Annotated in this window: 20 protein-coding genes, 1 tRNA gene and 1 pseudogene; 11 read left to right on the forward strand and 11 right to left on the reverse strand. The window is 64.2% G+C overall.

Features of this window, described 5'->3' with window-relative positions; all coding sequences use genetic code 11:
* Positions 1-41 precede the first annotated feature (41 nt).
* Both NKI20_RS14645 and NKI20_RS14650 read right to left on the reverse strand, forming a co-directional pair.
* Positions 42-2,699 (reverse strand): caspase family protein, encoded by a 2,658-nt coding sequence (locus NKI20_RS14645; RefSeq protein WP_352831480.1) that lies wholly within the window; start codon positions 2,697-2,699, stop codon positions 42-44.
* Positions 2,700-2,751: 52 nt separating this feature from the next.
* Positions 2,752-3,321, reverse strand: coding sequence for an NADPH-dependent FMN reductase (locus NKI20_RS14650; protein ID WP_352831482.1), 570 nt, complete (start codon positions 3,319-3,321; stop codon positions 2,752-2,754).
* 211 nt (positions 3,322-3,532) lie between these two features.
* Between NKI20_RS14650 and NKI20_RS14655 the strand changes: the two genes are divergently transcribed.
* Positions 3,533-4,900, forward strand: coding sequence for a cytochrome P450 (locus NKI20_RS14655; RefSeq protein ID WP_352831484.1), 1,368 nt, complete (start codon positions 3,533-3,535; stop codon positions 4,898-4,900).
* A 25-nt stretch (positions 4,901-4,925) separates the two neighbouring features.
* Here the strand turns inward: NKI20_RS14655 and NKI20_RS14660 are convergent, their stop codons facing one another.
* The 6 genes from NKI20_RS14660 to NKI20_RS14690 all read right to left on the reverse strand — a co-directional run bounded on the left by NKI20_RS14660 (position 4,926) and on the right by NKI20_RS14690 (position 10,910).
* Complete coding sequence (locus NKI20_RS14660) at positions 4,926-5,900, reverse strand: complex I NDUFA9 subunit family protein (RefSeq protein ID WP_352831486.1); 975 nt, start codon at positions 5,898-5,900, stop codon at positions 4,926-4,928.
* 543 nt (positions 5,901-6,443) lie between these two features.
* Positions 6,444-7,445 carry an Ldh family oxidoreductase gene (locus NKI20_RS14670; RefSeq protein WP_352831488.1) on the reverse strand — a complete coding sequence of 334 codons (1,002 nt, stop codon included), beginning with the start codon at positions 7,443-7,445 and terminating at the stop codon, positions 6,444-6,446.
* Positions 7,446-7,562: 117 nt separating this feature from the next.
* Entirely contained in the window at positions 7,563-8,372 is an 810-nt protein-coding gene (locus tag NKI20_RS14675; RefSeq protein WP_352831490.1) for an ABC transporter permease, read from the reverse strand.
* A complete protein-coding gene (locus tag NKI20_RS14680; RefSeq protein WP_352831508.1) occupies positions 8,372-9,085 on the reverse strand; it encodes an ABC transporter permease in 714 nt (237 codons plus the stop codon). Before NKI20_RS14680 ends, NKI20_RS14675 begins: the two co-directional genes overlap by 1 nt.
* Positions 9,086-9,242: 157 nt before the next feature.
* Entirely contained in the window at positions 9,243-10,040 is a 798-nt protein-coding gene (locus NKI20_RS14685) for a transporter substrate-binding domain-containing protein (RefSeq protein WP_023761473.1), read from the reverse strand.
* 54 nt (positions 10,041-10,094) lie between these two features.
* Positions 10,095-10,910, reverse strand: a complete 816-nt coding sequence (locus NKI20_RS14690) for an ABC transporter ATP-binding protein (protein WP_352603326.1) — start codon at positions 10,908-10,910, stop codon at positions 10,095-10,097.
* A 216-nt stretch (positions 10,911-11,126) separates the two neighbouring features.
* Between NKI20_RS14690 and NKI20_RS14695 the strand changes: the two genes are divergently transcribed.
* The 3 genes from NKI20_RS14695 to NKI20_RS14705 all read left to right on the forward strand — a co-directional run bounded on the left by NKI20_RS14695 (position 11,127) and on the right by NKI20_RS14705 (position 14,458).
* Positions 11,127-11,975 carry a dimethylarginine dimethylaminohydrolase family protein gene (locus NKI20_RS14695; RefSeq protein ID WP_352603360.1) on the forward strand — a complete coding sequence of 283 codons (849 nt, stop codon included), beginning with the start codon at positions 11,127-11,129 and terminating at the stop codon, positions 11,973-11,975.
* Positions 11,972-13,561: a 5-guanidino-2-oxopentanoate decarboxylase gene (locus NKI20_RS14700; RefSeq protein WP_352603328.1), complete on the forward strand. Its 1,590-nt coding sequence runs from the start codon at positions 11,972-11,974 to the stop codon at positions 13,559-13,561. The genes NKI20_RS14695 and NKI20_RS14700 overlap by 4 nt, the downstream gene beginning before the upstream one ends.
* 189 nt (positions 13,562-13,750) lie before the next feature.
* A complete protein-coding gene (locus tag NKI20_RS14705) occupies positions 13,751-14,458 on the forward strand; it encodes an SDR family NAD(P)-dependent oxidoreductase (protein WP_352603330.1) in 708 nt (235 codons plus the stop codon).
* A gap of 84 nt (positions 14,459-14,542) precedes the next feature.
* Here the strand turns inward: NKI20_RS14705 and rpsA are convergent, their stop codons facing one another.
* The 3 genes from rpsA to aroA form a co-directional block, all read right to left on the reverse strand.
* The gene (rpsA, locus tag NKI20_RS14710) at positions 14,543-16,240 is read right to left on the reverse strand and encodes a 30S ribosomal protein S1 (protein WP_013528183.1); all 1,698 of its coding nucleotides are present in this window, start codon (positions 16,238-16,240) and stop codon (positions 14,543-14,545) included.
* 208 nt (positions 16,241-16,448) lie between these two features.
* Positions 16,449-17,099 carry a (d)CMP kinase gene (gene cmk / locus NKI20_RS14715; RefSeq protein ID WP_352831511.1) on the reverse strand — a complete coding sequence of 217 codons (651 nt, stop codon included), beginning with the start codon at positions 17,097-17,099 and terminating at the stop codon, positions 16,449-16,451.
* A gap of 257 nt (positions 17,100-17,356) precedes the next feature.
* Positions 17,357-18,715 (reverse strand): 3-phosphoshikimate 1-carboxyvinyltransferase, encoded by a 1,359-nt coding sequence (gene aroA, locus NKI20_RS14720; RefSeq protein WP_352831494.1) that lies wholly within the window; start codon positions 18,713-18,715, stop codon positions 17,357-17,359.
* A gap of 206 nt (positions 18,716-18,921) precedes the next feature.
* On the opposite strand from aroA, the gene NKI20_RS14725 reads away from it, so the two are divergent.
* The 7 genes and pseudogenes from NKI20_RS14725 to NKI20_RS14755 form a co-directional block, all read left to right on the forward strand.
* Entirely contained in the window at positions 18,922-19,311 is a 390-nt protein-coding gene (locus NKI20_RS14725) for a TIGR02300 family protein (protein ID WP_023761480.1), read from the forward strand.
* A gap of 172 nt (positions 19,312-19,483) precedes the next feature.
* A tRNA-Ala gene (locus NKI20_RS14730) sits at positions 19,484-19,559 on the forward strand.
* A gap of 361 nt (positions 19,560-19,920) precedes the next feature.
* A complete protein-coding gene (gene ssuD / locus NKI20_RS14735) occupies positions 19,921-21,093 on the forward strand; it encodes an FMNH2-dependent alkanesulfonate monooxygenase (RefSeq protein ID WP_023761482.1) in 1,173 nt (390 codons plus the stop codon).
* Complete coding sequence (locus NKI20_RS14740) at positions 21,090-22,550, forward strand: FAD/NAD(P)-binding protein (protein ID WP_352831497.1); 1,461 nt, start codon at positions 21,090-21,092, stop codon at positions 22,548-22,550. The genes ssuD and NKI20_RS14740 overlap by 4 nt, the downstream gene beginning before the upstream one ends.
* A gap of 145 nt (positions 22,551-22,695) precedes the next feature.
* On the forward strand, positions 22,696-23,799 hold the full coding sequence (sfnG, locus tag NKI20_RS14745) for a dimethylsulfone monooxygenase SfnG (protein WP_352831499.1): 1,104 nt from the start codon (positions 22,696-22,698) through the stop codon (positions 23,797-23,799).
* A 121-nt stretch (positions 23,800-23,920) separates the two neighbouring features.
* The gene (locus NKI20_RS14750) at positions 23,921-24,841 is read left to right on the forward strand and encodes an ABC transporter ATP-binding protein (RefSeq protein ID WP_352831501.1); all 921 of its coding nucleotides are present in this window, start codon (positions 23,921-23,923) and stop codon (positions 24,839-24,841) included.
* A pseudogene (locus tag NKI20_RS14755) lies at positions 24,838-25,704 on the forward strand (branched-chain amino acid ABC transporter permease); the annotation flags it as partial. The gene NKI20_RS14750 and the pseudogene NKI20_RS14755, both read left to right, overlap by 4 nt.

Below are 25,704 nucleotides of genomic sequence, written 5' to 3' on the forward strand. Positions count from 1 at the left end.
CGGGAATGAGCCGGCTGTCCATGACGCGCTCTCGCCAGGCCTTATCTGGCTTTGGCCAGCCGGTCCCTGAGAAACTTGATCATGAACTTGTAGCGCGGCGCCAGCCGCCCGGTCCGATCAAGTTCCAGCGTCATGTCGAGCGCCCGGGAAAGCACGGCCTTGGGGCTTTTCGCGACCTGGGCGTAGTCGACATAGGCAACCACCAGATCACGCTGCCAGGTGGCGTTGTTCGGGTCGGCCTGGGCAAGCTGCTGGCGGATGTCGAGACTGTCCTGGAAGGCTTGCCGTGCACCCCTGATGTCGTGTTGCTTGGCCTTGAGCATGCCGATCTCCGACAGCGTGATCGACAGGTCGCGCTGCCAGTCGGCATTGGCCGGATCAAGCTTGGCCAGCCGGTCTGCGATGACGAAACTGTCGGTGTAGGCCCTGAGCGCACCCGCCCGGTCGCCTTGGATCGCCAGAATGCCGGCGACCTTTTCGAGGCTGACGGAGAGGTCGCGCTGCCAATCCGTGTTGTTTGGGTCGCCAGCCGCCAGCGCGCGGGCCAGTTCGAGAGCTTGCCTGTAGGCCGACAGCGCATCCGGCCATTTCTCCTGGTCGCTCAGCGCATTGCCGATCTTGGCGTAGCCGACCGACAGGTCGCGCTTCAGCTCGCTGTTGTCCGGATCGCGCACCACCAGCCGCTCGACGATCGACTGGCTGGCCCGATAGGCCGCGAGCGCGCCAACCGCATCGCTGCGCTCGCGCTTGAGGTCGCCGATCGTCGTATGGCTGACAGAGACGTCGCGCTGCCGCCCTGGATCCTGTGGATTCTTGTTGGCCAGCGCCAGCCGGATATCCAAGCTTTGCTCATAGGCCGCCTGCGCATTGTCCAACTGGCCGGCGGTACGCGCCAGCGCGCCGATCTCGTCATAGCTGATAGTCAGGTCGCGCTGCAGCTCCGCGCGCTCCGGCTCGTTGTCGGCAAGCTGCTTCTTGACCGACAGGCTTTCCTGGTAGATCTGCGCGGCCCCGGCCAGGTCGCCTTGCGTCACCAGCACATCGCCGATCTTGTCGTCGGCCGTGGCGAAGTCGCCGAACCATGGCAGACGATCGGGCTCGGCCGCGGTCAAATCCCGGAGCATGGTTCTGGCGGCCTGATAGTTCTCAAGCGCTTCCGGCAGGTCGCCCTGCACCAGCCTGATGTTGCCGAGCTTGATGTGGCTGACGGCAAAATCGCGCTTGACGCTCGGATCTCTTTCATGGGCCGAACGCAGCTCGAGATTGGATACAAGCGCCGTAAAGGCGCGGCCTGCGGCATCGGTGTTGCCGACGAGCGTATAGAGCTTGCCGAGGTCGTCCAGCGTCCGGATCTGGCGGTCGGCGTCGTCCAGCGCCAGCGAGGTTTGCCCGGCCTCGCCGAAAAGGGCCAGCACCGATTCGTAGTCCTTGATGGCCGTGGCGTAGTCGAGATCGGCTCGTGCCGCACCGCCTGACAGGAAACGCGTCGCCGCCTCGGACAGCGTGCGGCCGACGAAATTGGCCCTCAAGGCGTTGCGCGAGACGTTGTCGATATCGGCGGCCTTGGCGAGGATGGCGCGCGCGCTGTCGAAGGCGCCGAGCGATAGCTGCTCCTCGGCCTGCCGGCGCAGTTCCGTCACTTGCGGATCATCGGAGGCGAGCGTCCTCATTTCGCTGCGCACCTTGACGAAGGCGTCGGCCGCCTCATGCAGCCTGGCATTCAGGCTGTCCGCCGATAGGTGGCTGGCGTCGGAGCTGATCAGCGCGCCATAGAGCGGCGCCAGCGGCATGTCGGCATCGCTGGCTATCTGCTCGACCTCGCCGCGCATCTGAGGCGTCACGTCGGCCATGGCGAGCAGCAGGCGCTCGCGCTCCGGCAGCTGTTTCTTGGCCGCTACGGCAAAGAACAGCTTCGGCAGGCCGCTCTCGACATAGGGCAGCTGCTTGCCGCGCGACAGGTCATAGACCTCCTGCTGCACCAGCGTCAGCACCGAGCGGATCTCGATCCCGTCAGTGCCGAGATATTTGGTCAGCGCTGTCGTGAACGGCGAATTCTCGCCGGTTCCGTCGGCCGCCGTCTCACCTGGCGCTGCCGAAAAGGCGAACAGGATGTTTTCGGCGCGGCCAATTCGGCCGAGCCCCGGCCTAACTTTCTCCGCGACATCCTTTGCCAGCGATGTCGCGCCTCGACCTTCGCTCACCGTGCCCGAAAACGGATCGCTGCGGCAGGCGTCGAGCATGATCAGGCCGACCTTGGCTGTGGCGGCCACTGCGTCGCGCACCTCCTCCAGCGGCAGGCTGGTCTTCTCCAGCGCATCGAGCGAGGAGGCGTCGGCATCGACCGGCAGCAGCCGGTTGTCGCCTGATATCTCGACGCCGTGGCCGGAGAAATAGACCAGCGCCACGTCGGCGCCTCTGGCATCCTGGCGAAAATCGTCGAGCGCGCGGCGCATGCGCCGCAGATCGCGATTGGTTTCGAGAACGACCTCGAAGCCGAGCTTCTTCAGCGCCGCCTCCATTGCCTCGCCGTCATGGACCGGTTTGGCGAGCGGCCGGATCAGCCGGTAGTTATCGGTGGCGATGACCAGCGCCACGCGCCGCTCCGCCATCGCAGCGGCGGTGGTCGTGAGCATCAGCAGCAAGGCAAACAGCAAGCGCAAGTCGAACTGCCTCCCCGGCTCGTTCATCTGTGCGAACATTCCATCTCTTTATGGTATGAGCAAGCCGGGCTTTTGGCGCAAGGCCGGCGCGTCAGGCAGCCCGCATCGGCTTCAACGCCTCGCTCCAGCGCAGCAGCTCGTCGAGCATGGTCTTGGCGCCGCCCTGCACCTGCTCGCTGGCGTTGAAAGCGCCTTTCTCGTCGAGCAGTTTCTGATACATCGGCAGCGCGACACCTTCCGGGATCGGCATGACGCCCACCGAGGTCAGCAGCGGCTTCAGCGCCTGCGCCGCGCGCAGGCCGCCGGAGACGCCGCCATAGCTGAAAATGCCGGCTGGCTTGTATTTCCATTCGCGCAACAGATAGTCGATCGCATTGACGATCGCCGGCGCCACGAAATAATTGTATTCCGGCGCCACGAAGACAAAGGCGTCGGCGGCATCGATGGCTTTCGACCAAGCCTTGGTATGGTCGTTCTGGTATTTGCCAAGCCTTGGATGGTGCGGCTCGTCCAGCACCGGCAGATTGAACGCCGCGATGTCGGTCAGCATCGGCTCGAATTTCCCGTGTTCGCGCGCGAATCTCTCCAGCCAGTCGGCGAAAACCGGTCCGGCGCGGCCTGGCCGCGTGCTGCCGATGATGATGTTCAACTGGTGCTTCAAGGCTGGCTCCCAAGGCTGGCGGTATCTGTTGGTGACCGTGACCTATGGCAGAGCATGGCCGCGGACAAGGCGACACCGCCAGGAGGGCGGTCACAATCGGCTGAACGGACTGTCTGCCGCACATCCCAGGCCGGACAATTTGCGTCTGCCGTTCGGTCACATGGACGCCCGGATCGCGAGTCACTACATTGTGGTATCAGCGGAGCAGCTCATGGACGTCCAGCCCGCCCCCTTTGTTCCCCCGGCGCCGAAGCCGCGCACGACGCCTCCCTCGACGCTGGAGATGATCCGCATCGTCTACCGCAACCCGCTCGAACTGTGGGGGGAGCATACCTACAACGAGCCCTGGATTTCGGCGAGTGGCGTTGGTGGACATCTGATTGTTGCCAACGATCCCGGCCTGATCCGCCACGTGCTGGTCGACAACGCCAAGAATTACAAGATGGCGACTGTGCGCCAGAAAATCCTGCGGCCGATCCTGCGCGACGGCCTGCTGACCGCCGAGGGCGAGGTGTGGAGGCGGTCGCGCAAGGCGATGGCGCCGGTGTTCACGCCGCGCCATATCTTCGGCTTTGCCCAGCCGATGCTTCGGCGCACGCGGGAGTTCGTCACGCGATATGAAGGCGGCAGCATATCCGACATCGCCCATGACATGACGCTGCTCACTTACGACATCCTGGCCGAAACGCTGTTCTCGGGCGAGATCGCGGGCGGGCCCGGCAGTTTCGCCAACGAGATCGACCGCCTGTTCGAGACGATGGGCCGCGTCGATCCGCTCGACCTGTTGCGCGCGCCCGACTGGCTGCCACGCCTGACCCGCATCCGCGGCCGCAAGACCATGGCCTATTTCCGCAAGATCGTCACTGATACGGTCAAGATGCGCGAGGAGAGATTCAAGCGCGATCCCGATGCCGTGCCGCAGGATTTCCTGACGCTGCTGCTCAAGGCCGAAGGCCCTGATGGGCTGACGCGAGCCGAAGTCGAGGACAACATCATCACCTTCATCGGCGCCGGCCACGAGACTACGGCGCGCGCGCTTGGCTGGACGCTCTATTGCCTTGCGGAATCGCCGTGGGAGCGCAACCGGGTCGAGCAGGAGATCGACCGCGTGCTGGCGAGCGAGCCCGATCCGACGAAGTGGCTCGATGCCATGCCGCTGACGCGCGCTGCCTTCGACGAGGCGCTCCGGCTCTATCCGCCGGCGCCGTCCATCAACCGCGAGCCGATCGAACCAGAAATGTGGAAGGATCTCTATATCCCGAAGCACACCGCCGTGCTGGTGATGCCGTGGGTCGTCCACCGCCACCGGAAGCTTTGGGACAGGCCGGATGCCTTCCTGCCGGAGCGCTTCCATCCGGGAAACCGCGAAAAGATCGACCGCTTCCAGTATCTGCCGTTCGGTGCGGGCCCGCGCGTCTGCATCGGCGCCAGCTTCGCCATGCAGGAGGCGATCATCGCGCTGGCGATCATGCTGTCACGCTTCCGCTTCGACACCACCGCGGAGACGAAACCGTGGCCGGTACAGAAACTCACCACCCAGCCGCAAGGCGGCTTGCCGATGCAGGTCACGCCCCGCTAGGCTGACAGCCTTCAAGCTGAATGAATCATGCCGCGGGCTTGCGCTGGAACTGGCCGGCGGCGCGGTAGCGCCAGAGGTAGCTGGGCACGATCGTCGCGATCGATTGCGGCTGGATGCCAAGCCCGGCGAGTGTCCGGTTGGCCTTGACCGCCGCGTCCGACACGATGTTGTGCTCGCGCAGCTGTATCACCTGGTCCTTGGTCAGCAGCGGATTGGGCAAGAGGCCGAGGATCGAGGCCAGGATGTTGGCAACCCACCACGGCACCGGCACCAGCATCCGCTTGCGTTCGATCACCTGGAGCAACTCTTCCATGCATTCCTTGAAGGTGAGTACCTTGGGGCCGCCGAGTTCATAGATCTGACCGCCATCGACCTTGCCGTCGACCGAGCGCGCCACTGCTTCGGCGACGTCGCCGACATAGACAGGCTGGAATTTGGTCTGGCCGCCGCCGATCAGCGGCAGCACCGGCGAATAGCGCGCCATGTTGGCGAAGCGGTTGAAGAAGGCGTCTTCGGGCCCGAAATTGATCGATGGCCGGAAGATCACGGCGTCCTTGATCGTCTCCAGGACGGCCTTTTCGCCGAGCGCCTTGGTGCGCGCATAGTCCGATGCGGAGTTCAGGTCGGCACCCAGCGCCGAAATATGGGTGAGGCCGGCGCCGACGGCGCGCGCTGCCTCGGCCACGGCGCGGGCGCCGAACTCGTGGACGGCGGGGAATTTCTGCCGGCCGCTCTCATGCAGGACGGCGACCAGATTGACGACGTGGTCGGCACCCTGCACGGCACGGTCTACCGACCAGCGCACGCGCACATTGGCCTGCACCGGCTGGATCTGGCCGACATTGCCGAGCGGCTGCAGATGGCCGGCGAGATCTGGCCGCCGGCAGGCGACCCGGATGCGATAGCCGCGCTTGGCCAGCGCGCGCACGACATGGCGGCCGACAAAGCCTGACCCGCCAAAGACGACGACGAGCTTTGGGGTCTGCAGGATTTCGGTCATGGCTGGCTCCGGCGCTCGCAAGCTTGGCTGAAGCCGTTTCATAATCGGTTTCGCGCCAAAGGCAAAGGGTGACGCGTGGTCGCTGCCGGCCTTATCAGAACGCCTTGCCGATGCGAGCGTCTGCCGAATGGCGGTTGCCGCCGCGAATGGCGAAGAACAGCAGGATCGCCACCCAAAGAAGTGGATGCAAAAAGCAGAAAACCCCGCCGAGGCGGGGCTTTCCGGGCTGCATCCATGCGAAGTCAGGGGACCGACGGAGCGGCCTGACCTGAGACGGTGTCAGGAGGGCGAAAAGCAAGTACGCCCACCCCAGCCCTGAACATCCGACATGGTGCCGCCGATCTTCTTGCAGGCCGCGATGAAGTCGGCGCTGCGGTTGGCGGTTTGGTGCCCCCGGTGTGGATCGGGCAAGCTCGCCTTGCCCTGGACAAAGCTGGGTCGCGGCGGCGCGCAGAAAGGTTCAGCGGGGCGCAAAGAAAATTGCACCGCGCCACACTTCAAGCGGGCAGATCCAAGATAACTATCGGATATCTAATGGATTATTCAGGAGGAGTAGCGGGCGGCGAATTCGGAAATGCGCTGCACCACGGCCTTGGACGCGGTGATGCCGCGCGCTTGCGCCTTCTCTGTGGCCTCAGCGCGGGCACGACCGGGCACGTGCACGCCGAAGCGCCGCCGCAGCCGGTCGAGCTGGTCCTTCATCCGCTGCTCGAAATCCGGATCGAGCAGCTTGGGTTCGATGGCAAGGACGAACAGCCCGGTGCCCGGACTGTCCGGTCCGCCGCCGAACCATGGCGCGTCGAGCGACCAGTTGGCGCCCGACAGGCCCGCCGCCAGCACTTCGACCATCAGCGCGATGTTGGCGCCGCGCTGGCCGCCGAAGGCAAGCATGGCACCCTTCATGGCGGCGGCCGGATCGGTGGTCGGGTTGCCGCTGACGTCCAGCGCCCAGCCTTCGGGGATTGTCTTACCGTCCTCGGCGGCCTTGCGGATGTTGACGAAGGCGGTGGCGCTCGACGACTGGTCGATGACGAGCGGCGCGCCGTCGGCGGCGGGTGCGGCAAACGACATCGGATTGGTGCAGTAGACCGGCTTCACCGAGCCGGAGCCGGCGAGCACGGCCGGGCCGTTGGTGGCGGCGAACGACACCAGCCCCTGTGCTGCCAGCCGGCCGGTAAAATAGCCGAGCGCGCCGCATGTATAGGCGTTCTTCTGCGAGAAGATGGCGACGCCGAACAGTCTTGCCGTCTTGGCGAGGTCGTCGATGGTGCGGTCGAAGCCGGTATGCGCCAGCCCGCCGCGCGCATCGGAGAGGTAGATCGCCAACGCCGGCCGGGTGATCACCGGGTCTGCGTTGCCGTCAATGCGTCCGGCTTCCAGCGCCTCGAGGTAATCGATGAAATGCGAAAACCCGACGGAGGAAACCCCTTCTGACTCGGCTGATATGATCGAAGCGGTTAGCGATTGTGCCGCTTCCTCATTGGCGCCGGCGCCGAGTGCCGCCATCCGGCACAGTCCTTTTGCCTGATCGAGACTGAGTTGCATCACAATGAGTTCCTGGGCGAATAGCGAATGGCGAGTAGGGAGTAGCGGAAATAGCGGAAATATCGAGTGCTTACTATTCGCTATTCGCTATTCGCTATTCGCTAACTCGCTAACTCGCTAGCCGATCTTGTTCGGGATCCTGGCTTCGATCCGGCCGAAGGCGAAGACCAGAATACCGGTGATCGTCATGTAGATCAGCGCCAGCAGCAGCAAGGGTTCGTAGGTGAGGTAGGTATCCTGCCGCACCTTGGACGAAACGGCGAAGATGTCGATCACGCTGATCGTCGCCACCAGCGGCGTCGACTTCAATTGCAGCACGGTCTCGCCGGTCAGCGTCGGCAGCGCCCGGTAGATGGCTTGCGGCAACCAGATGCGCCGGAATGCCTTCCAGCGGCTCATGCCGAAGGCGCGGGCGGCCTCGAGTTGCCCCTTGGGCACGCCGGCAAAGGCGCCGCGCATCACTTCACCTTCATAGCCGGCAAAAGACAAGGTCAACGCCAGCACGCCATAGGGCCAGGCTTGCCGCAGATACGGCCACATCCAGGATCCACGGATCCACGGATATTGTGGAAACAGCGAGCCCAGGCCGTAGTAGAGCAGCCACAGTTGGATCAGCAGCGGCGTGCCCCGGATCACAGTGCAGAACACCCTGGCGGGCGCGGCGAACCAGAAGGAGCCGGCGGCCTGCGCCAGCCCGAGCGGCACGGCGAGCAGGAAGCCCAGAATGCAGGTGACGGCCAGGATCCACAGCGAGCGCCAGATGCCGATCAATCCCATCTCATAATATTGCGGCAGCCAGTCCCAGCGCATGAAAAACGCCGCCGACAGAACCAGCCCGAGTGCGATCAGGATCAGCACGATGCGGTGCGGCTGCAGCCACAGCGACGTCCGCGCGACGACGTTGATGATAGCCGCCTCGTTGGCCATCAGCGCGCCTCCTTCAGCGAAGGCATGCCGCGCCGCGACCAGGCCTCGACCCGGCCGATGAGGAGGTTGGAAAACAGCGACAACAGCAGATAGAGCACGCCCGCGGCGAAGAAGAAGGTGAAATAGGCCTTGGTGACGCCGGCGGCCTGCCGCGTTGCCAGCGCCAGCTCGTAGAAGCCGACGACCGCCAGCAGTGCAGTGTCCTTGGTGGCGATCAGCCAGAGATTGGCGAGGCCCGGTATGGCGAAGGGCAGCATTGCCGGCAAGGTGATGCGCCGCAAGAGAAGGCCGGGAGACATCCCATAGGCGCGGGCGGCTTCGATTTGCCCTTGCGGAATGGCCAGGATCGCGCCGCGTATCACCTCGGTCGAATAGGCGCCCTGGACAAAGCCGAGCACGGCGATGCCGGCGGCAAGGCCACTGATGTCGACGCGCTGATAACCCATTGCCGTCAGCGCCTGGTTGATCAGGTCGGTTCCGGCGTAATAGAGCAGCAGGATCAGCACCAGTTCGGGCACGGCGCGCACGATGGTGGTGTAGACCACCAGCAGGTCGCGCACCACCGGGCCGCCATAAAGCTTGCCGTAGGCGCCGCAGGTGCCGATCAAAAGACCGAGACATGTGGCGCCCAGCGCGATCTCGATCGAATGCAGCAGTCCAACCAAAAGGGTCCCGCCCCAGCCCGGCGCATTGGGCGAGAGAAGTTCGATGATGCCGGCCGCCGAGGCCGAAAGAAATGCGTCGATCAGCGTCGCCCCCGGATTGCTGGCTCTAACCACCGACGGCTGCGTCGGCGGCAAACATGCCTGGGAAAGATCGGGCAGGAGGGCATGGCGCTGACGCCATGCCCCTCGGCTCATGCGAGGATTGTCAGTTCGACTGCGCGCCGCCGCCGCCGTAAATGTCAAAATCGAAGTACTTCTTCGAGATCTCGTCGTATTTGCCGTTGGCGCGGATCGCCTTGATGCCGGCGTTGATCTTGTCCTTCAACTCGGTGTCTTCCTTGCGCACGCCGGCGCCGACGCCCGGTCCGAGCACTTCGTCATCCGGTGCCACCATGCCCTTCAGATCGCAGCAGGCCTTGCCCTGGTCCGATTTGAGAAATTCGCCAAGCGCGATGGAATCGGCCTGCACCGCGTCGAGGCGGCCGGCCGCAAGATCGTTGTTGGCTTCGTCCTGGGTCTGGTATTCCTTGATTTCCGCCGCTCCGGTGAAGTGCTTCTTGGCGTAGACGGCGTGCACGGTCGACACCTGAACGCCAATGACCTTACCCTTGAGGTCGTCCGGAGTGGCGCCGAATTTCTGGTCCTTTGGCCCGATGATCGCCGTCGGCGTGTTATAATATTTGTCCGAGAAGTCGATCGTCTTCTTGCGCTCGTTGGTGATCGACATCGAGCTAACGATGAGGTCGATCTTCTTCGTCGTCAGCGCCGGAATGATGCCGTCCCAGGCAACCGGGGTGATGACGCAGTCAAGCTTCTCTTCGGCGCAGACGGCGTCGATGAACTCGATCTCCCAGCCGACCCACTTGCCTGATGCATCGGGCGAGGTGAAGGGTGGATAGGGTTCGGCGGCGACGCCGATCTTGACCGGATCGGCCTTGGCCACGCCCATCGCAGCGACGCCGAGCAGCAGCGCTGCGGCGAATGTCTTCAGAACGGTCTTCATTTCACGACTCCCAGTTTGTTGTTGGTTCCCGGTTTCTCCCGCCCCGGCCTGTTCCTAGCCGATGTTGCGGATGAACTGTTTCAGCCTTTCGGATTTCGGTGCGCCGAATATCTGCTCCGGCGGCCCCTCTTCCTCGACCAACCCGTTGTAGAGGTAGACGACATGCGTCGCGACCTCACGGGCAAACTTCATCTCATGGGTGACCAGCACCATGGTGCGGCCTTCGCGTGCCAGGTCGCCGATCACCTTCAGCACTTCGCCGACCAGCTCAGGGTCCAGCGCCGAGGTCGGCTCATCGAAAAGCATGACGCGCGGATTGATGGCCAGCGCCCGGGCGATAGCGGCCCGCTGCTGCTGGCCGCCCGACAGATAGGCCGGATAGACGTCGCGCTTTTCGGCAAGGCCGACGCGGGCGAGCAGCTTTTCGGCCTCTGCGATCGCCACATCGCGCTTGACGCCAAGCACGTGCACCGGAACCTCGATGACGTTCTCGATCAGCGTCATGTGGCTCCACAGGTTGAAGTTCTGGAACACCATGCCGAGCTTGGAACGGATGCGCTCGATCTGCTTGCGATCGGCCGGAACCGTGTGGCCGTGGCTGTCGGCCTTGAGCTTGATCTCTTCGCCATTGACCCGGATGACACCGCTGGTCGGATTTTCCAGGCAGTTGATGCAGCGCAGCAGCGTCGACTTGCCCGAGCCTGAGCCACCGATAATGGCGATCACCTCGCCGTCACGCGCCGACAGGGACACGCCCTTCAGCACATGCAACTCACCGAACCTCTTGTGCAGGTTCTCGACATGGATGGCTTCGGCGGCGCCGTCCTGCGCCGTGTATTTCAGTGCGGATGCGGCGCTTGTAACCGTCATCCCTTCGACGCTCCGCGGCGCGGTAGAATCGGTCGCTGCTGGTATCTTTTACCCATTACCCGTCACTGACAGAGTTCCCATTCTCAGGATGGACCGTTCCGCTTGCCTCCGTCAACCATGGTTTTTGGACTATTGATCGGAGCTTGCCGTAGTGGTTAGTGGCGGCAACGAACGTTTCGGGAGAATTGAGTGGGCAAATCATACGGGTCGCAGTCCATGGCCGGACCCCTGAAACGCGTGCTGATGCGGTCCGCCGCCAGCGCCATGCGTCATGCCAGGGCACAGGAATGGCACTATGGTCCAGGCTTCGATCCGCAAAAGGCCGCAGCCCAGCATGAGCAGCTGTCCGGCATGGTCGCGGCTTCCGGCGCCGAGATCGAATGGCTGACGGATGCCGATGACGGGCTGGCTGATTCCGTCTTCACCCACGATCCGTCGCTGATGACCGATCATGGCGCGATTATTCTCTCGATGGGCAAGGCATTGCGCCAGGCCGAGCCCGGCCTGCATGAGGCAGCTTACGAGCGCATGGGCATTCCCATCCTTGGGCGCCTTGAAAGCCCTGGCCAGGTGGAAGGCGGCGACTGCGTCTGGGTCGATGCGACCACGCTGGCCGTCGGTCGTGGCGTGCGCACCAACCAGGACGGTATCCAGCAACTCGCTAATCTGCTCTCGCCCAAGGGCATTTCGGTCTTAGGCTTCGACCTGCCGCTCTGGCACGGCGAGGAAGCCTGCCTGCATCTGATGTCGGTGATCAGTCCGCTCGCCGACGATCTGGCGCTGGTCTACGCGCCCTTGCTGCCGGCCGCCTTCTACCAGATGCTGCGGGCGCGCGGCATCACGCTGGTCGAGGGCGATGCCGACGAGTTTTTCGCCTCCAACGGGCTCAGCCTCAACGTGCTGCCGACGGCGCCGCGCCAGGTCATTGCCGTTGCAGGCTTTCCCAAGACGGCGGCTGCCATGCAGGCCGCCGGCTGCGTGGTCTCCATCTTCGAGGCGGATGCGCTCTGCATCGCCTGCGAGGGCGGCCCTACCTGCCTGACGCGGCCAGTGCTGCGCCAATGACCAACATTGGCCCGACCGTCGGCGAGGCGCTCATTTCGCTGCTCGAAGCCCATGGCGTCGACACGGTCTTCGGCATTCCCGGCGTGCACACGGTCGAACTCTACCGGGGGCTGGCGCGCTCCAACATCCGCCATGTCACGCCGCGCCACGAACAGGGCGCCGGCTTCATGGCCGACGGCTATGCGCGCGCCAGCGGCAGGCCGGGCGTCGCCTTCGTCATCACCGGACCGGGGCTGACCAACACCATCACCGCCATGGGTCAGGCGCGTGCCGATTCGGTGCCGATGCTAGTCATCTCCGGGGTTAACGCCACGCCGACCTTGGGCAAGGGCCTCGGCTTCCTGCATGAACTGCCTGACCAGCGCGGCATGATGGAAAAGGTTGCGCTGTTTTCGCAGCGCGTCACCCAGGCCAGCGAATTGCCAGGTGCGCTGGCGCAGGCCTTCGCGCTGTTCTCATCGGCCCGGCCCGGGCCGGTGCACATCGAGATTCCGACCGACGTCATGGTCAAGCCGGCGGACGGCATCTCCGCCATGCTGAGCAATGCGGCACCGCCCGCGCCGGATGGCGTTGCAATTGCCAGCGCTGCCAAACTCATCGCTGCCGCGCGCCGCCCGCTGATCCTGGCCGGGGGCGGCGCCAAGCGGGCCGAAGCGCCATTGCGGCGTCTGGCCGAACGGCTGGGTGCGCCGGTCGTCCAGACCGCCAACGCGCGCGGCCTGCTGCATGGTCATCCGCTTTGCGTGCCGGCCAGCCCCAGCCTGAAGGCAGTGCGGGCGCTGATGGCCGAAGCGGATCTAGTGATTGCCGCCGGAACCGAATTCGGCCCGACCGACTATGACGGCTACAGCGATGGCGGCTTCGTCCTGCCCGTCAATTTGATCCGCATCGATATCGGCGCGGACCAGCTTGCCCGCCGCCCGGCGACGGTTTCGATCCAGGCCGATTGTGCCGAGGCGCTCGAGGCGCTGCTTCCGCAAATCAGCCATGTTCCGGCAAGCGAGGGCGGCCCTTTGCGCGCCGCCGCGGCCCGCAAAGCGGCCTTTGCCGAGCTCAATCCGACGCTGCAGGCGCAGGTGCGCGCCGTCGAGACGATCCGCGACGCGCTGCCTGGCGCACTCATCGTCGGCGATTCGACGCAGCCGATCTATGCTGCCAACCTCTATTATGACCATGATCGACCAGGCGGCTGGTTCAATGCCGCGACAGGTTTCGGCGCACTCGGCTATGGCCCGCCGGCGGCGATTGGAGCTGCCCTTGCTGTGCCCGAGGCGCCGGCCGTCTGCCTCACCGGTGACGGCGGTTTCCAGTTCACGTTGCCGGAGCTGGGCGCCGCGCTCGATGCCGGGGCGCCCGTAATCTTCATCGTGTGGAACAATCGCGGCTATCGCGAGATCGAAACCTCGATGCTCGATGTCGGCGTCGAGCCGGTGGGCGTGTCGCCGGCACCGCCGGATTTCTGCAAGCTGGCTGAGGCCTATGGCATCGGCGCCGAACGGCTTGCCGATATCGACGCTCTGGCAGATGCGCTGAAGCGCGCGCGGGCCACCGGACTGCCGCGCGTCATCGAAATCACGGTTGACTGAACATCGGTGGCGCGAGCTTCCCGTCTCGGCTGGCATGACCCGTGGCTGGCCCGCGGCTGGACGCATGCAAAGACGCAACAACTGCCATGTCGAGATTTCAATTGAGTGATGGCGCGAAAGGCGCGACGCTTCGCGTCGGCGGCGCAAGAAACGACCTAACGATAAAAAAAATGACAGGAGCGGTCCAAGATGACGGAAACCCTTGAAGGCAAGCATATCGTCGTGACCGGTGGAACCGGCGCGCTCGGCGGTGCGGTTGTCGGCAAACTGCTGAGCGACGGCGCGATCTGCCATGTGCCCAATGCCCATGCCGCCGCACCATCGCATTTCCCTTTCACCGCGCATGATCGTGTCAAGCTGGTGCACAATGTCGATCTATCGGACTCCGCCAAGGTCGAGGCGTTCTACAGCCAGGTTCCGGACCTGTGGGGCTCGATCCACCTGGCCGGCGGCTTTACCGCGGCGCCGGTGGAAAAGATCGAGTCGGCTTCCTTCGCCGAGATGATGGATACCAATGCGCGCACCGCCTTCCTGTGCTGTCGTGCGGCGGTGCGCTCGATGCTGGCGTCAGGCACGGCAGGCCGCATCGTCAATATCGCTGCACGGGCGGCATTGGAACCGCGCAAGGGCGCCGGCTCGGTCGCTTACGCCGCCAGCAAGGCGGCGGTGGCAGCAATGACGGTGGCGATGGCCGAGGAGCTGAAGCACAAGGGCATCCTGGTCAACGCCGTGGCGCCGTCGACGCTCGACACGCCGGCAAACCGCGCCGACATGCCGGATGCCGATGTCACCAGATGGGTCAGCCTCGAAGCCGCCGCCGAAGCCATCGCTTATCTGGCCTCGCCGGCCAATCAGGCGATGAGCGGCGCGCTGGTACCGCTTTACGGCAGGGCGTAACCTTCCAACCTTTTACATTGGTCAAAGAAAAACCCCGCCGGATCGCTCCGGCGGGGTTTTGTTTTCGAGCCTATGCGAAGAGGCTTAGCTGCCCTGCTTCTTCAGCGCGGCACCCAGGATGTCGCCCAGCGAAGCGCCGGAGTCGGTCGAGCCGTACTGAGCGACGGCTTCCTTCTCTTCTGCGATTTCCAGCGCCTTGATCGAGACCTGCAGCTTGCGGGTCTTCTTGTCGAAGGCGATGACGCGGGCGTCGACCTTCTGGCCGACGGTGAAGCGCTCGGGGCGCTGCTCGTCGCGATCACGGCTCAGATCTGAGCGCTTGATGAAGGTCTCGATGCCGCTGTCGACCAGCCGCACTTCCAGACCGCCATCCTTGACGCCGATGACTTCGCAGGTGACGACCGCGTTCTTGCGCAGTTCGCCTGAAGTCGCCGCTTCGCCGACCGTATCCTTGGCCAGCTGCTTGATGCCGAGCGAGATGCGCTCCTTGTCGATATCGACGTCGAGCACCTGCGCCTTGACCATGTCGCCGCGATTGTACTCTTCGATGACCTGTTCGCCCGGACGGGTCCAGTCGAGGTCGGAAAGGTGCACCATGCCGTCCACGTCGCCTTCGAGGCCGATGAACAGGCCGAACTCGGTCTTGTTCTTGACCTCGCCCTCGACCTGGCTGCCGACCGGATGGCTCGAGGCGAAAGCCTGCCACGGATTCTCGAGCGTCTGCTTGAGGCCGAGCGAGATGCGGCGCTTGGCCGGATCGACCTCGAGCACCACCACGTCGACTTCCTGCGTCGTCGACAGGATCTTGCCGGGATGCACGTTCTTCTTCGTCCACGACATTTCCGAAACGTGGATGAGACCCTCGATGCCCGGCTCCAGCTCGACGAACGCGCCGTAGTCGGTGATGTTGGTGACGGTACCCTTGATCTTCTTGCCGATCGGGAACTTGGTGCCGATCTCGGACCACGGATCGCTCTCGAGCTGCTTCATGCCGAGCGAGATGCGGTGGGTTTCCTGGTTGATGCGGATGATCTGCACCTTGACCGTCTGACCGATGTTGAGGATTTCGGTCGGATGGTTGACGCGGCGCCACGCCATGTCGGTGACATGCAGCAGACCGTCGATGCCGCCGAGGTCGACGAACGCACCGTAGTCGGTGATGTTCTTGACGACGCCTTCGACAACCTGGCCTTCTTCGAGGTTCTGCACGATTTCCGAACGCTGTTCGGCGCGGCTCTCCTCGAGCACGGTACGGCGCGACACCACGATGTTGCCGCGGCGGCGATCCATCTTGAGGATCTCGAAGGGCTGCGGGTTGTGCATCAGCGGGGAGACGTCGCGGATCGGGCGGATATCGACCTGGCTGCGCGGCAGGAAGGCCACGGCGCCGTCGAGGTCGACGGTGAAGCCGCCCTTGACCTGGTTGAAGATGACGCCTTCGACGCGCTCACCCTTGGTGAACTTCTCTTCGAGACGGACCCAGCTCTCTTCGCGGCGGGCCTTCTCACGCGAAAGCATCGCTTCGCCAAGCGCGTTCTCGATGCGCTCGACATAGACTTCGACGGTGTCACCGACCTTGAGGGTGGTGTCCTTGCCCTTGACGCCGAATTCCTTCAGCGGCACGCGGCCTTCGACCTTGAGGCCGACGTCGATGATGGCCATGTCTTTTTCGATCGCAGTGATCGTGCCCTTGACGACCTGGCCTTCGCCGGAATGGCCTGTGGTAAATGATTCTTCGAGCAGGCTCGCGAAATCATCGCGAGTGGGATTTGCAGCTGACATTGTTTCTCCTGGAATGTCCCGCATCTCAAGCGGGACGGGCGCCGTGGGTTAGCGTTGCGTTAGCCTGCCGGCGTTCCGGGCTACAAAAGCCCTGGGCCGCTCTTTAAGCGGCAACTCCGGCGCATGAAGAATGCTGGCAGGCTGGTTCGTGCCCGATATGGGTGTCTTCTTCGCCTCCGACAACGGAAACGCGAGGGAAAAACCCGGATCAGGCGTTGTCTCTCTTGGCCAACACGTCGTCGATGATCGCCTTGGCTGCGAGAAACGCGGCTTCTATAGCCATTTCGCTGGTATCAAGCAAGTGCGCGTCGGTCGCCGGCTTCAAGGGCGAGTCGGCGCGGCCCATGTCGCGCTCGTCGCGGCGCACGATATCGGCCAGGATTTCGGCGAAATCGGCGGTGCCGCCGATGCTCTCGATCTCGGCCAGCCTGCGCTTCGCGCGCACGTCGGCGCTCGCCGTCACATAGAGTTTGATGTCGGCGTCGGGGCAGACGACCGTGCCGATGTCGCGCCCATCGAGCACCGCGCCCGGCGGCGTCTTGGCGAAGGCGCGCTGCTTTTCCACGAGGATGCGCCGCACGGTCGGGAACACCGCGACCTTCGAGGCCGCCTCGCCGACCGCATGTGCCGACAGCACCGTGCGGTCGAGTTTGGCCAAGTCGACCTGGCGGGCAGCGGTTTCGGCGGCTGAGACATTGTCGAGCGGCAGCGCGTGCTGGATCAGCGCGTAGGCCACGGCGCGATAGGTGAGACCGGTGTCGAGCAGGTTCAGCCGGTAGTGGTCGGCCAGCCGCCGGGCGAGGGTGCCCTTGCCGGCGCCGGCAGGGCCGTCGATGGCGATGGTGAAGGGGATGCTCATTGGCTGGCCGCCGCGATCGAAAGGCGCGATGAAAAAGACAAGCGCCGCGATCCTTCGCACCCCCCTCTGTCCTGCCGGACATCTCCCCCGCAAGGGGGGAGATTGGCAGTATTGGCGCTCCGCTCAATTCTGCAGCGTTGAATGTTGGCGAAACCCGCGATGTCGACTGATCTCCCCCCTTGCGGGGGAGATGTCCGGCAGGACAGAGGGGGGTGCTGTCCCGCCAGCATTCCAGTTTGGCTCCGGCCCATCAACGGTCACCCAATCTCCGCGCCCAACCCCTTCATCAGCCCCATGAACTCCGGAAAGCTCGTCGCGATCATCGCCTGATCATCGATGGTAACCGGCTTTTCCGTGGCCAGCCCCATCACCAGAAAGCTCATGGCGATGCGGTGGTCGAGATGGGTCTGCACGGTCGTGTCCTGGCCGTTGGGGTGTCCACCGAGCCCCTTGCCACCCGGTTTGCCGCGCACGGCGAGCGAAGCTTCGCCCTCGGTGCAGTCGACGCCGTTGAGCATCAGCCCGTTGGCGACGGCCGACAGCCGGTCCGACTCTTTCACGCGCAGCTCTTCCAGCCCCTGCATCAGCGTTTCGCCCTCGGCGAAGCTGGCGGCTACCGCGAGTACCGGATACTCGTCGATCATCGACGGTGCCCGCTCGGGCGGCACGGCGACGCCTTTCAGTTCGGAGTAGCGCACGCGCAGATCGGCCACGTCCTCGCCGCCGGCGTTGCGCGGGTTCAGGATGTCGATCTTGCCGCCCATTTCCTGCAGCGTCAGCAGTAGCCCGGTGCGGGTCGGGTTCATCAGCACGTTTTCGATTGTTATGTCCGATCCCGGCACGATCAGTGCAGCCACCAGCGGGAAGCCGGCTGAGGACGGATCGCCCGGCACGGCGATGGTCTGGCCGGTCAGCTTGCCCTGGCCTTCTATGAAGATGTGGCGCACGCCGCGCTCGTCGGTCTCGACCGACAAATTGGCGCCAAATCCCTTCAGCATCTTTTCGGTGTGGTCGCGCGTCATCACCGGTTCGATGACGGTGGTGATGCCCGGCGTGTTCAGCCCGGCGAGCAGCACCGCCGATTTCACCTGTGCCGAGGCCATCGGCACACGATACGTGATCGGTGCGGCGTGCTTGGGCCCATGCAGCGTGATCGGCATGCGGTCGCCGGGCGTCGCCTTCAGCACCTGCACGCCCATCTGGCGCAAGGGTTCGAGCACCCGGCCCATCGGCCGGCCGGACAGCGAGGCGTCGCCGATGAAGGTGGTTTCCATGTCATAGGTGCCGACAAGGCCCATGGTCAGCCGCGAGCCGGTGCCGGCATTGCCGAAATCGAGCGGGCCTTCCGGCTGCAGCAGCGCGCCGTTGCCGGTGCCACGGATCACCCACTCCGCGCCGCGTTTTTCTATATGCGCGCCCATCGCCTTCATGGCCGCACCCGTGCGCATCACGTCCTCGCCTTCGAGCAGGCCGGTGATGCGGGTCTCGCCGGAGGCAAGGCCGCCGAACATGAAGGAGCGGTGCGAGATCGACTTGTCGCCGGGCACGCGAGCCGTGCCGGAGAGGGCGGATGATTTGCGGGCGGTGGCCGGCTTGGGAGCGGCGGCGTGAGACATGGAATTTCCCTGAACGGAATGCCGGCGGGCCGGCGCTTTTCATTTGTTGCGGCAGTCTCGTATCACGGCGGGCCGAAATGGTCATCCCCCGTGGTCGTCACTGACGCGAGGCCTTCCAATGCATGGTCTTGTGACGCCGGCTTTTCGCTTTGACAGCGCTGCAAACTGTGGTTAAGGGGACCACTCTTTTATTGACGAGGCTTGCCGTGGCAAAAACTGAACTTGGCACAAAACGTATCGACCCGGAGACGGGCCGAAAATTCTACGACCTGAACAAGGACCCGATCGTCTCGCCGTACACCGGCAAGACCTATCCGCGTTCCTATTTCGAGGAAGGCAAGATTGCCGCCCTCGAGGAGGAAGAGGAAGTGGCCGAGAAGGAAGTGGATGCCGAGGAAGAAGAGGGCGTCGAGGTCGTCTCGCTCGAAGAGGCCGACGAGGACGTCAAGGGCGACGACCTGCCGGATCTTGGCGACGACGAGGATGATGTCGATCTCGGCGAAGACGAAGACGATACTTTCCTCGCCGACGAAGAGGAAGAAGACGACGACGTTGCCGACATGATCGGCGTCGGCGACGACGACGACGAGGTCTGATCGGCCTTGAAAGTGGGCGTTTGCAGGCTTTCGTGGCCTGTGGCGAAAAAGCGGCTCTCGAAGGCTTGATATTGACGAAAGGCGGGGTTAGAAGCCGCCTGCACTAACGGCGCGGTCTCCAACCCGCGCCGGATCTCTTCGCCGGAAACGGCGCCGGTTGACTGCCGGAAGTGGGGCCATAGCTCAGTTGGGAGAGCGCTTGAATGGCATTCAAGAGGTCGTCGGTTCGATCCCGATTGGCTCCACCAAACAGTCCCCCTGCAAACTTCCTTGCGGATAATCGCGCCTCCTCAAAGGCTTGCCAGCTCGAGAATGGCTTCATGCTGCTCGATCGCCTGTCCGCCGTAGCCGGGTTTCGGAATGGCGAGGCAGCGGCCCACGGTCCATCAAAGGGTCGCAGCCGATAGTTCGGGTTCGAGCGACGGAGAGAAATTCCAATAACGGCGACGGAATTGGAATAAACTAACTCTACAGAGTTTATAGAATAAGCAATCTGCACTGGCGATCTGGTTTTCTCCGGACAGGACACGCCATGCCCACTCTTTTGCGCTCCCCCTTTACCAAGCCAGCCATATCCGACCAGGCCAGTCGGCGCACGGGAGGCAGGCCATGACCAAAGATATTCCCGAACGCATCAAGGTGCTCTGGTTTCTGCCGACGCATGGCGACAGCCGTTATCTCGGCACGACGGAAGGCGGCAGGGCCGTCGATCTGCCCTATCTGACGCAAGTGGCGAAGGCCGCCGACACGCTGGGCTACTACGGCGTGCTGCTGCCGACCGGCCGGGCATGCGAGGATTCGTGGGTGATCGCATCGGCGCTGGTGCCACTGACAGAGCGATTGCGTTTCCTTGTCGCAGTACGGCCCGGCCTGCAGTCGCCGACGCTCGCCGCGCGCATGACCGCGACGCTGGATCGCATTTCCAACGGGCGCCTGCTGATCAACGTCGTCACCGGCGGCGATCCGCTCGAGAATAAGGGCGACGGCATCTTCCTGTCGCATGCCGAGCGCTATGAGGTGACGCAGGAGTTCCTGCAGATCTACAAGCGGGTGCTGAGCGGCGAGACGGTCGAGCACGAGGGCAAGCATTTCCGCATCGAGGACGGAAGGCTGCTGTTTCCACCGGTGCAGACGCCCTATCCGCCGCTCTATTTCGGTGGCTCGTCCGACGCCGGATCCGCGGTGGCGGCGCAGGAAATCGACAAGTATTTGACATGGGGAGAGCCGCCCGCCGATGTCGAGCGCAAGCTGGATGGCGTGCGCGAACTGGCGCAGAAGGCCGGCCGCAAGCTCTCCTTCGGCATTCGCCTGCATGTCATCGTCCGCGAAACCACCGAAGAGGCGTGGGCCGCCGCCGACAGGCTGATCAGCCGGCTCGACGACACGACGATCGCTTCGGCGCAGAAGGTCTTTGCCCGCATGGATTCGGTCGGCCAGGCGCGGATGAGCGCGCTGCATGGCGGCAACCGCGCCAAGCTCGAGATCGCGCCCAACCTCTGGGCCGGTGTCGGCCTGGTGCGCGGCGGCGCGGGAACAGCGCTTGTCGGCGATCCCGACACGATCGCTGAGCGCATCGACGAATACCGACGCCTCGGCATCGACACGTTCATCCTGTCCGGCTACCCGCATCTCGAAGAAGCCTATCGCTTCGGTGAACTGGTGCTGCCGAAATTGCCGACCGATCATCCGGTCAAACTTGCCGCCTCGTCCGTCAACACCGGCCCGTTCGGCGAGACCATCGCCGGCGATCACCGGCCGAAGTCGCTCGCAAGCGCCTCGTGAACGCGCTGCCTTCGGTCCCGCGATTGCACGTCGCCATAATCGGCGGCGGCTTTTCCGGCTCGGCGGTAGCTTGGCAGCTGGCGCGAAGCTATTGGCCGGAGCGCCTGTCGACTTCCGTGATCGAGCCGCGGCCGGTGCTCGGCGGCGGTCTTGCCTATTCCACCGAGGAGCCGTCGCATCGGGTTAATGTTCCGGCCGCCAGAATGAGCATGGCTCCCGACGATCCGCAGCATTTTGCGCGCTGGTTGACTGGCAGCGGAGAATTGCAACTCGACCCGGACGCCATCTGGAAGAACGGCGATGCCTATCCGCGCCGGCGCGTGTTCGGCCGCTATGTTGCCGAGCATCTGGCGCCCCATCTCAGTTCCGGCGTTATCCGTCATGTCGAGGGTCTCGCGACACGCGTGACGCGTGAGACGGATGGGACGGGCTGGACTGTGTACACGCCCAGCGGATCGGTTGCCGCCGACATCGTCGTCCTGGCAGCGACGCATCCGCAGCCTGGAATTCCCACCGCACTGGCCTCGCTGTCTGAAGCATCGGGTTTCATCGCCGATCCGTACGCGCCAGCCGCGCTTGCCGGGATCGCGCCGGACGCACAGGTGCTGATCGTCGGCTCCGGACTGACTTCGGCCGACATGGTCGCCGAGCTCGACCGCCGTGGCCATCGCGGCCGCATCCTGGCGCTGTCGCGCCGCGGGCTGCGCTCGCGCGGCCACCCGGACATCAGGGGCGAACCCTTCGGCGACTTTGCGTCCGCACCGGCCACGACGGCGCTTGGCCTGCTCAAGAACATTCGCGCGACGCTGGCAGCGGCACATGTGGCCAATGTCAACTGGCAGTCCGTCTTCGACCAGCTGCGCCTGCAGGGCCCGGTGCTGTGGGCCGCACTTGCCCCACCGGAGCGGGCAAGGCTGGTCCGCCAGCTGCGGGTGTTCTGGGACGTGCATCGCTTCAGGATCGCCCCGCAGGTCGCTTCCGTGCTCGACCGCCGCCATGCGGCCGGCACATTCGAAACCATCGCTGCCAGGCTTGTCGCATCGAACGATGAGGACGGCAGCCTGGCTGTCAGCTTTCAACGGCGCGGGCAGACGCGGATCGAGACGACGCGCTTCGATGCCATCATCAACACCACCGGCCCGGCGCATCAGCAGGCGCTACAACTGAACCCGGCATTGCGCTCGCTGACTGAAGCCGGGCTGATCAAGGCTGACCGATACGGGCTTGGCATCGAGACGGGTCTCGACAGCCGCGCCGTCGACCGGGATGGCAGGTCGGTCACGACACTCTTCGTCGCGGGCCCGCTGGCACGAGGGACTTTCGGCGAACTTATGGGCCTGCCCGAGGTCGCCCGCCATGCCCAGAACGTCGCGGCCGAAATTGCAAAGCTGGTCGAAGCGCTGCCGCCGGCCGTCAGTGCCAATGCTGCTCGCGGGCTGACATCGGCAACCTGCTGAGCAGAAATTGGTATTTCCGTCCCATGAGGGCCCCAAAAACGGAAAATCCTTCTTTGTATATATATTCTATAAACATAATAAATAATGGCGAAGACCGGCATCGGTCCGGACCGATCAACGACACGGCCTGAATGGGAGACAGTTTATGGCACACGCAGAAGCCGACCCGATCAAATTCGCCTACTGGGTGCCCAATGTTTCGGGCGGCCTGGTGATTTCCAACATCGAGCAGCGCACCAATCATTCGGCCGAGTACAACCGAAAGCTGGCGCAGATCGCCGAGAAGTCCGGCTTCGACTACGCGCTCAGCCAGATCCGTTTCACCGCCGGCTACGGCGCCGACGAACAGCATGAATCGGTGGCCTTCAGCCATAATCTGCTGGCGGCGACCACGACGCTCAAGGTTATCGCAGCGATCCTGCCTGGACCGTGGAACCCGGCTCTGGCGGCCAAGCAGATCGCCACCATCAGCTACCTGACCAACGGCCGCGTGGCGATCAATCTCGTCTCCGGCTGGTTCCGCGGCGAGTTTCACGCCATCGGCGAGCATTGGCTCGACCATGACGAGCGCTATCGCCGCTCGGAGGAATTCATCCGTGCGCTGCGCGGAATATGGACCGAAGACAGCTTCACCTTCCGCGGCGATTTCTATCGTTTCAACGAATATTCGCTGAAGCCGAAACCGCCGCATCCGCTGCCCGAAATCTTCCAGGGCGGATCGTCACGTGCCGCGCGCGATATGGCATCGCGCGTCTCGGATTGGTACTTCACCAACGGCAACACGCCGGCCGAGATCGCGAAGCAGGTCGACGATATCCAGTCCAAGGCGAGAGCCAACAACCATTCCGTCAAGGTCGGCGTCAACGCCTTTGCCGTCGTTCGCGAGACCGAGGACGAAGCCAAGGCGGTGCTTGCCGAGATCATCGCCAAGGCCAATCCCGAGGCGGTCAACGCCTTTGGCCATGAGGTCAAGAATGCCGGCAAGGCGTCTCCGGAGGGCGAGGGCAATTGGGCGAAATCCTCCTTCGACGATCTGGTCCAGTACAATGACGGCTTCCGTTCGAACCTGATCGGCACGCCGAGGCAGGTCGCCGAGCGCATCGTCGACCTGAAGCGCGCCGGCGCCGATCTCATCCTGCTCGGCTTCCTGCACTTCCAGGAAGAGGTCGAGTATTTCGGCAAGCATGTCATCCCGCTCGTTCGCGAGCTGGAAAACGCCGAGGCGGCAGCGTCGCTGGCGGCAGAGTAGCCCCCACAGCCTGGCCGGACTGGTTCCAGCCAGCAAACGAATGAAGGTTGCCCGGCACGCTCGATCCGTCGAGCGGCCACGGGGACTTGCGCGCCTGCTGAAGACATCGAGGACTGTTGGAATGCCTCTGCCCAGTTACGCCTTAGGAGTGATGGAGGCTTCGGCCTATGCACCGGAAGTCTTTGCGCGTGGCCTGCCGCAGCAGCAGTCCGAGGACTGTGGCGAGCCGGCAGGGTCCGCTGCCGGTGCCGCTTCTCCACTGCTCTCGCTTCGAGGCATCGGTCTGTCGTTCGGCGGCGTCGTGGCACTGGCCGACATCGACCTGTCAGTTCGCCCCGGCGAAATCCGCGCCATCATTGGTCCGAATGGCGCCGGCAAGAGCTCGCTGATCAACGTCATCAGCGGCGTTTATCGGCCGGATCGCGGCCATGTCCAGCTCGACGGCATCTTCTATGCTCAGGTCCCGACGCAGCGGCTGGCGCATCTGGGCGTCGCCAGGACTTTCCAGAACCTTGCGCTGTTCAAGGGTCTCAGCGTCCTCGACAATGTCGCTTCAGGCCTCGCTTACAAGGTCCGCTCCAACTTTGCCGGACAGGTGCTCGGCATCGGCCGCTCGCGTGCCGAGCAGCGCCACTCGCTCAGCCGCGCCGAACAGATCCTCGAATTCCTCGATCTTACCGCTATTCGTGATCGCCTTGCCGGTACACTGCCTTACGGGCTGCAGAAACGGGTCGAACTCGCCCGCGCTCTGGTCGCCGCGCCGCGCCTGCTTTTGCTCGACGAGCCGATGGCCGGCATGACAGCAAGCGAAAAGAGCGAGATGGCGGCCTTCGTCCGCGCCGCGCGCGACCGCTTCGCCACCACCGTGGTGCTGATCGAGCATGATGTCGGCGTCGTCATGGGACTGTCCGACCGCATCGCCGTTCTCGACTACGGCCGTAAGATCGCCGACGCCACACCCGAGGAAGTCAGAAACGACCAGCGCGTCATCGATGCCTATCTCGGCGTCGCCTCGGACAATGAGGACGGGGCGGGCATATGATCGCCGATTTCGACTACCAGTTCTTCATCGAAGTGCTCGTCGGCGGCCTGCTTTCCGGCGTCATGTATTCGCTGGTCGCGATCGGCTTCGTGCTGATCTACAAGACCTCGGGCGTGCTCAATTTCGCGCAAGGCGCGATGCTCTTGTTCGCCGCACTCACCTTCGTCAGCCTTGTCGAGCGTGGGGTTCCGTTCGCGCTGGCGCTGGTGATCACCTTCGCCATCATGGTGGCCATCGGCATCGCCATCGAGCGCACGGTGCTGCGGCCGTTGACCAACAAGCCGCCGATCACCCTGTTCATGGCGACGCTCGGCCTGTCCTACATCATCGAGGGCGCCGCCCAGCTGATCTGGGGCACGCAGGTCCACGGCCTCGATCTCGGCATCGAGGACGTGCCGCTGGAAATCGGCGGCGTGCTGATCAGCCAGTTCGACATCTTCGCCGCCGTGGTCGCCGCCGGCATGGTTGTCCTGCTGTCGCTGTTCTTCCGCTATACCCGCATCGGCCTCTCCTTCCGCGCTGTCGCCGACGACCAGTTCGCCGCACTCGCGGTCGGCCTCAGGCTGCCCTTGATCTGGGCGACAGTCTGGGCCGCCGCCGGGCTTGTCGCGCTGGTGGCGGGACTGCTCTGGGGGGCACGCCTCGGCGTGCAGTTCTCGCTGTCGCTGGTGGTGCTCAAGGCGCTGCCCGTGCTGGTGCTCGGCGGCTTCGATTCCATCCTCGGCGCCATCGTCGGCGGCCTCTTGATCGGCGCCAGCGAGAAGCTCGCCGTGGTCTATATCGGCGCCTAATTCGGCGGCGGCATCGAGCGCTGGTTCGCCTATGTCGTCGCGCGTGTCGTCCTGCTGGTCCGCCCTTCCGGC

It is taken from the genome of Mesorhizobium sp. M0830 (assembly GCF_040319965.1).
GTDB lineage: Bacteria > Pseudomonadota > Alphaproteobacteria > Rhizobiales > Rhizobiaceae > Mesorhizobium.